Consider the following 5239-nt stretch of genomic DNA (forward strand, 5'->3'; position numbering starts at 1 on the left):
CCCTGGGGGTCACCCCCCGGGGAGGGGGTGCAGCCCCGTCCCTAGCGTGGCGACCGCCGGACGCGTCCGCGACCGGCGAAGCATCCTTCAGAAGGCACCATGAACACCATCACTCGAAGGCCGGCTCGCGCCGTGCTCGCGTGCGCCGCCGCGGCCGCGCTGACGTTGTGCGGTCTCGTCACCGCCGCACCGGCCGGCGCCGCGACCGCCGACCCCGCCCCGCTCCCGCTCCTGTCGTCCTCCGCGGCCGCGACGCCGGGCGCCGCCAGCACCTCGGGAGCGGTCCGCTCGCTCACCGTGACCTCCGGCGGGAAGGTGCAGGCCGCGATCGACGCCGCCGTGTTCCGCTCGACGACCCGGATCGTGATCTGGGTCGACGGGAAGTACGTCGCCGAGACCTACAACGGGAACGCCTACTACGCCTCCCCGACGACGAACGGAGAGGTCACCACCGTGACCACCAATGTCTCCTTCGTCGCCGGGCAGCGAGTGCAGATCGGAGTTAACGCCGGTTCGCCCGGGGTCGGGACCGACCCCGCCAAGGCGCAGATCCTCGGCACGCTGATCGTGGGGCAGGCCGCCACCTCCATCGCCGTGGAGGGCCGCTCGGCGTTCACGGTCACGATGCCGGAGTCGGTGTTCCGCTCCAGCCAGCGCGTGGTGGCCTGGGTCGACGGCAAGTACTCGGCCGAGACCTACGCCGGGAAGAACTACTACTTCGGCACGGCCGCCATCGCGAACGGGATGGCGACCCTCCGCCGCTCCAGCCCGATCGCGGGCGGCACCCGCATCGAGGTCGGCATCGTTCCCGGTACCCCCGGTCAGCCGTACGACAAGGCGGTCGCGACCATGCTCGCCGCGAGCAGCTTCACCACGGCGCCGCCCGTCGCGATCGGCACCCAGACCTCCAGCCTCACCCTCGTCTCACGCGGCGACACCGAGGCGGACCGCAAGCGCGAGAACCGCAACCTGCGCCACAACGCCCTGGAGCCGGTGGGCCGCTACGTGAAGGCCGGCGAGACGGTGACGGTCGCGCTGCCGTCCACCGCGAGCGGTGTGAGCCTCACCATCGGGCAGTACGGTCCGTACGCCGCGGCCAACGCGGGCAAGGACATGGGTCTCAAGACGGTCGCGCTGACCGGCGGCACCTCGAAGGTCGTCTCCGACCGCGATGGACTCGTCTATCTCTCTCGGGTCGCGGGAGACCCGGTCGTCGCCACGGTGACCGGTGGCGTCCCGGTTCCGCTGTGGACGCTCGGCCAGACCACGCCGGCCGAGTTCACCGCCAGGCTCGACAGCTTCACGGCCTCCCCGTTCGTGCTGTTCTCGACCGAGCGCACGGTCGTCGCCCTGCAGCGCGCGACCGTCACCGCCAACCTGGCGAACGTCACCGAGGAGCGTGTGCGCTCCTGGGACAACGTGCTCGATGTCACCGACCGCGTCTACGGCCTCTCGGTCGACGGCACCGGGCTGAACCGCAAGTCGCCGGCGCGCCTCTACATCTCGAGCCCCGATTCGGGCGCCGGGAGCGCCTACGCGACGAACGACCGCATCTCGCTGCAGGTGTCCTCGGGCGCGGCGCGCAAGTTCCTCGCCGACCCGATCACCGCGCAGTGGGGGTTCTGGCACGAGACCGGCCACACCTATCAGACCGTCCAGTACAAGTGGGGCGGTCTGGGCGAGATCACCTGCAACATCTCCGCGGTGGCCGTGCAGGTGAGCACCGGGGCGACCAGCAAGATGGATACCGCCGTCAACGTGAACGCGGTCAAGACCTATCTGGCCAAGCCGGACGCGACCCGCATCTACGACGACGAGACCGACTCCGATACCAAGCTCGGGATGTTCGACGGCCTCCGGGTCATGTACGGCAACGACTTCTACGCCCGGCTGAACCAGCAGTACCGGGCGGAGGCGGCCGCCGGCCTCGTCTCGCCGACCGACACGCCGAGCATGGAGAAGCGGTTCATGAAGACGGCCTCTGCTGTGGCCGGCACCGACCTCACCTCGTACTTCGCCAAGTGGGGGCTCCGGTGATCCCGGCCGACCCGCTCGCGAGTACGCGATAAATACACGGAAAACCGCCGAGTACGCAGAGAGTCTGCGTACTCGGCGGTTGCCGTATCGGCTGCGCTACGCCTCGACGAGAGCCGAGCGGATGACCGAGGTGAAGAAGGTCAGGCCGTCGGTGCCCGAGCGCATCGCCGCGGAGGTGTCGGGGCCGAAGCCCGGCTCGACCGCGTGCTCGGGATGCGGCATCAGGCCGACGACGTTGCCGCGCTCGTTGCGCACACCGGCGATGTCGTTGAGCGAGCCGTTGGGGTTCACGCCCTGGTAGCGGAAGACGACCATCCCCTCGCCCTCGAGCCGCTTCAGCTCCTCGGCCGAGGCGATGAAGCCGCCCTCGCCGTTCTTGAGCGGGATGACGATCTCCTGGCCCTGCTCGAAGCCGTTCGTCCACGGGGTGGCGGCGTTCTCGACGATCAGGTGCTGGTCGCGGCGGATGAAGGTGCCGTGGTCGTTGCGGATCAGGCCGCCGGAGACGAGGTGCGCCTCCGCCAGCATCTGAAAGCCGTTGCAGATGCCAAGGATGGGCATCCCCGTGGCCGCCGCGTCCACGACCTCGGTCATGATCGGCGAGAGGCTCGCGATGGCGCCGCAGCGCAGGTAGTCGCCGTAGCTGAAGCCGCCAGGCAGCACCAGCGCGTCCACGCCCTGGAGGTCGTGCTCGCCGTGCCACAGCGCGACCGGCTCGCCGCCGGCCAGACGCACGGCGCGCAGGGCGTCGCGGTCGTCGAGGGAGCCGGGGAAGGTGATGACGCCGATGCGCATGCCGGTGCTGTCGTGCATCAGGCTCGCACCTCCTCGTGCTCGCCGCTCGGGTAGTGGATGCCCACGACGTCCTCGATGACGGAGTTGGAGAGGATCTCGCTCGCGATCTCGCGGACCGCGGCACGCGTCTCGTCGTCGATCGGGCCGTCCACCGTCAGCTCGAACCGCTTGCCGACGCGGACGCCGAAGCGCCCCTTGCCCGTGCGCGCGAGGGCGCCGGCGACGGCCTTGCCCTGCGGGTCGAGCAGTTCGGCCTTGGGCATCACTTCCACAACGATCGTCGACACAGGCGTGCTCCGCTTTCCTTCGCGCTCCGGGGGATGCCGCCGATTCTACCGTGCGCTGCTGAGCGCGGCGTGCCGGACGGCCCGCGGCTCCAGCTCCCGCCGCAGCCGCGCGAACAGGGCGGCCGACGCGTCGCCCGGCCAGTCGTCCGGCAGCGCGGAGGCGGGGAGCCCGGGGTCGCGGTACGGGATCACCCGCCACTCGTCGAGGGCGCGGATCCACGCGGCGAAGGCGCCGCGGTCGTCCGCCGGGGCGTCATCGCCCTCGAGCCCCGAGAACCGCGCGAGGAAGGAGTCGTGCAGCGCCCGGATAGCGGGGAGGTCGTACCAGCGGGCGAGGCCGGCGGCGAGGTCGCCGCGGACGGAGGCGTCGCCGAAGACCGTGGCTGCGCCTCCCACCGCCTCGACGGCCTCCGCGACCTCGTCCTCCAGCGCGGCGGGCGCGATCCAGAGCCCGTCGGCGACCGAGCCGCAGCCGAGCGCCGCGAGCCGCGAGCGCAGCCGGTGCCGCAGCGAGCGCTGATGCTCGGGGAACGTGAAGGACACCAGGCACCAGCGCCCTTCCGCCGTCCGCCGTCCGAAGATGCGGGCGTCTCCGCGCTCCAGCATCGGCAGGGCCGCGGGGTCGATCGCGTATCCCGCCACGCCCTCCCGCTGCTCCCGCACCAGGACGCCGCGCGCGCACAGCCGCGCGAGGCTGGAGCGGGCGGTGGCGGCGGGCACGTCGAGCGCCGCCATCAGCGCGACCGCGCCGGAGGCGCTCAGCCAGCCGCCGAGCGGGCGCAGCACCGCGCCGACCACCGTGCGGAGGAGGGCGGTGGCGCTGCCGCTGCGCGCCTCCAGGTCCTCGCGGGCGGCCGCCGGCTCAGTCGTCATGCGTCAGCTCGCCGAGCGCGTCGCGCACGGCCGCCATCCCCCGGCAGGTCTCCTCGAAGCTCGTGCTGAGGGGCGAGAGCCCGATGCGCAGGCCGTCGGGGTCGCGGTAGTCGGGGATGACGTCCCGCTCCCACAGCAGCGCCGTGACCCCGCGCATGGCCGGGTGGCTCAGCGTGATGTGACCGCCGCGGCGTTCGGGATCGCGCGGGCTCGCGAGCGCGACGCCGAGCGGGGCCAGCCACTCCTCGGCGAGCGCGACCGCGAACCCGGTCAGGGCGACGGACTTGGCGCGCACCGCCTCCATCCCGCACTCGTCGATCATCGCGACGGTGTCCTGCATCGCCAGCATGCCGACGATCGGCGGTGTGCCGCTGAGGAACCGGCGCACGTTCGCCGCCGGCTCGTACTCCGGGCCCATGCGGAAGACGTCGCGCACACCCATCCACCCCTGGATCGGCTGCACCAGCCGCTCCTGGAGGTCGCGCCGCACGTAGCCGAAGGCCGGTGCTCCCGGCCCGCCGTTCAGATACTTGTAGGTGCAGCCGACGGCGAGGTCGACGCCCCACTCGTCCAGCTCGGTCGGGACGGAGCCGGCGGAGTGGCAGAGGTCCCAGAGCACGAGGGCCCCGGCGTCATGGGCGATGCGCGTGATGGCGGGGACGTCCGCGAGGAAGCCGGACCGGTACGCCACGTGGCTGAGCACGACGAGCGCGGTCTGCGGCCCGACGACGGCCGCGACCTGCTCGGGAGTGACGCCCGCCTCGGTATCGGCCTCGATCCAGACGAGCCGGAGGCCGCGCTCGCGGGCGATCCCGTCGAGCACGTAGCGGTCGGTCGGGAAGTTGTCGGTGTCGAGCACGATCTCGCTGCGCTCGGGCAGCGCGTCCACCGCGGCGCGGGCCAGCTTGTAGAGCAGCACGGTGGTGGAGTCGCCGATGAAGGCCTGCCCCTCCGCCGCGCCGAGCACGGCCCGGCCGAGCGCGTCGCCGATGGTGAACGGCAGCTCCATCCACTCCTCGTCCCAGCCGCGGATCAGCCGCCCGCCCCAGCCGTCGACCAGGAACCGTTGCACGCGCTCGACGCTCGCGAGCGTCGGGCGGCCCAGCGAGTTGCCGTCGAAGTAGGCGGTGACGCCGCCGTCGTCGGCGCCGACGAACCGGGCGCGGAAGGCGGCGAGCGGGTCGGCGGCGTCGAGCGCCCGGGCGGCGCTGAGCGGGTCGGGGCTGAGGAGGGTCGCGGGGGTGGTG

The 5239-nt window shown here is 72.4% G+C and carries 5 protein-coding genes; 1 reads left to right on the plus strand and 4 read right to left on the minus strand.

Going from position 1 to position 5239, the window contains the following annotated elements; all coding sequences use genetic code 11:
• Positions 1-99 precede the first annotated feature (99 nt).
• Positions 100-2037, plus strand: coding sequence for a M60 family metallopeptidase (locus ACR9ZG_RS17730; protein WP_481286167.1), 1938 nt, complete (start codon positions 100-102; stop codon positions 2035-2037).
• Positions 2038-2133: 96 nt separating this feature from the next.
• Here ACR9ZG_RS17730 and purQ read toward each other — a convergent pair whose 3' ends face one another.
• The 4 genes from purQ to ACR9ZG_RS17750 form a co-directional block, all read right to left on the minus strand.
• The gene (purQ, locus tag ACR9ZG_RS17735; protein WP_481286171.1) at positions 2134-2832 is read right to left on the minus strand and encodes a phosphoribosylformylglycinamidine synthase subunit PurQ; all 699 of its coding nucleotides are present in this window, start codon (positions 2830-2832) and stop codon (positions 2134-2136) included.
• Between the two features lie 17 nt (positions 2833-2849).
• Positions 2850-3119 carry a phosphoribosylformylglycinamidine synthase subunit PurS gene (locus ACR9ZG_RS17740; RefSeq protein ID WP_481286168.1) on the minus strand — a complete coding sequence of 90 codons (270 nt, stop codon included), beginning with the start codon at positions 3117-3119 and terminating at the stop codon, positions 2850-2852.
• Between the two features lie 45 nt (positions 3120-3164).
• Positions 3165-3992, minus strand: a complete 828-nt coding sequence (locus tag ACR9ZG_RS17745; protein WP_481286169.1) for a PaaX family transcriptional regulator — start codon at positions 3990-3992, stop codon at positions 3165-3167.
• Positions 3982-5239: kynureninase (locus ACR9ZG_RS17750; RefSeq protein ID WP_481286170.1), on the minus strand; the 1258-nt coding region annotated here is incomplete at its 5' end. The genes ACR9ZG_RS17750 and ACR9ZG_RS17745, both read right to left, overlap by 11 nt.

The sequence above is a fragment of the Leifsonia sp. KNZ12-8B genome (genome assembly GCF_056755495.1).

Excerpts from the sequence above, each read along its gene's own strand:
- purQ (WP_481286171.1), bottom strand. The coding sequence starts at position 2,832 with ATGCGCATCGGCGTCATCACCTTCCCCGGCTCCCTCGACGACCGCGAC.
- ACR9ZG_RS17730 (WP_481286167.1), top strand. The coding sequence starts at position 100 with ATGAACACCATCACTCGAAGGCCGGCTCGCGCCGTGCTCGCGTGCGCC.
- ACR9ZG_RS17745 (WP_481286169.1), bottom strand. The coding sequence starts at position 3,992 with ATGACGACTGAGCCGGCGGCCGCCCGCGAGGACCTGGAGGCGCGCAGC.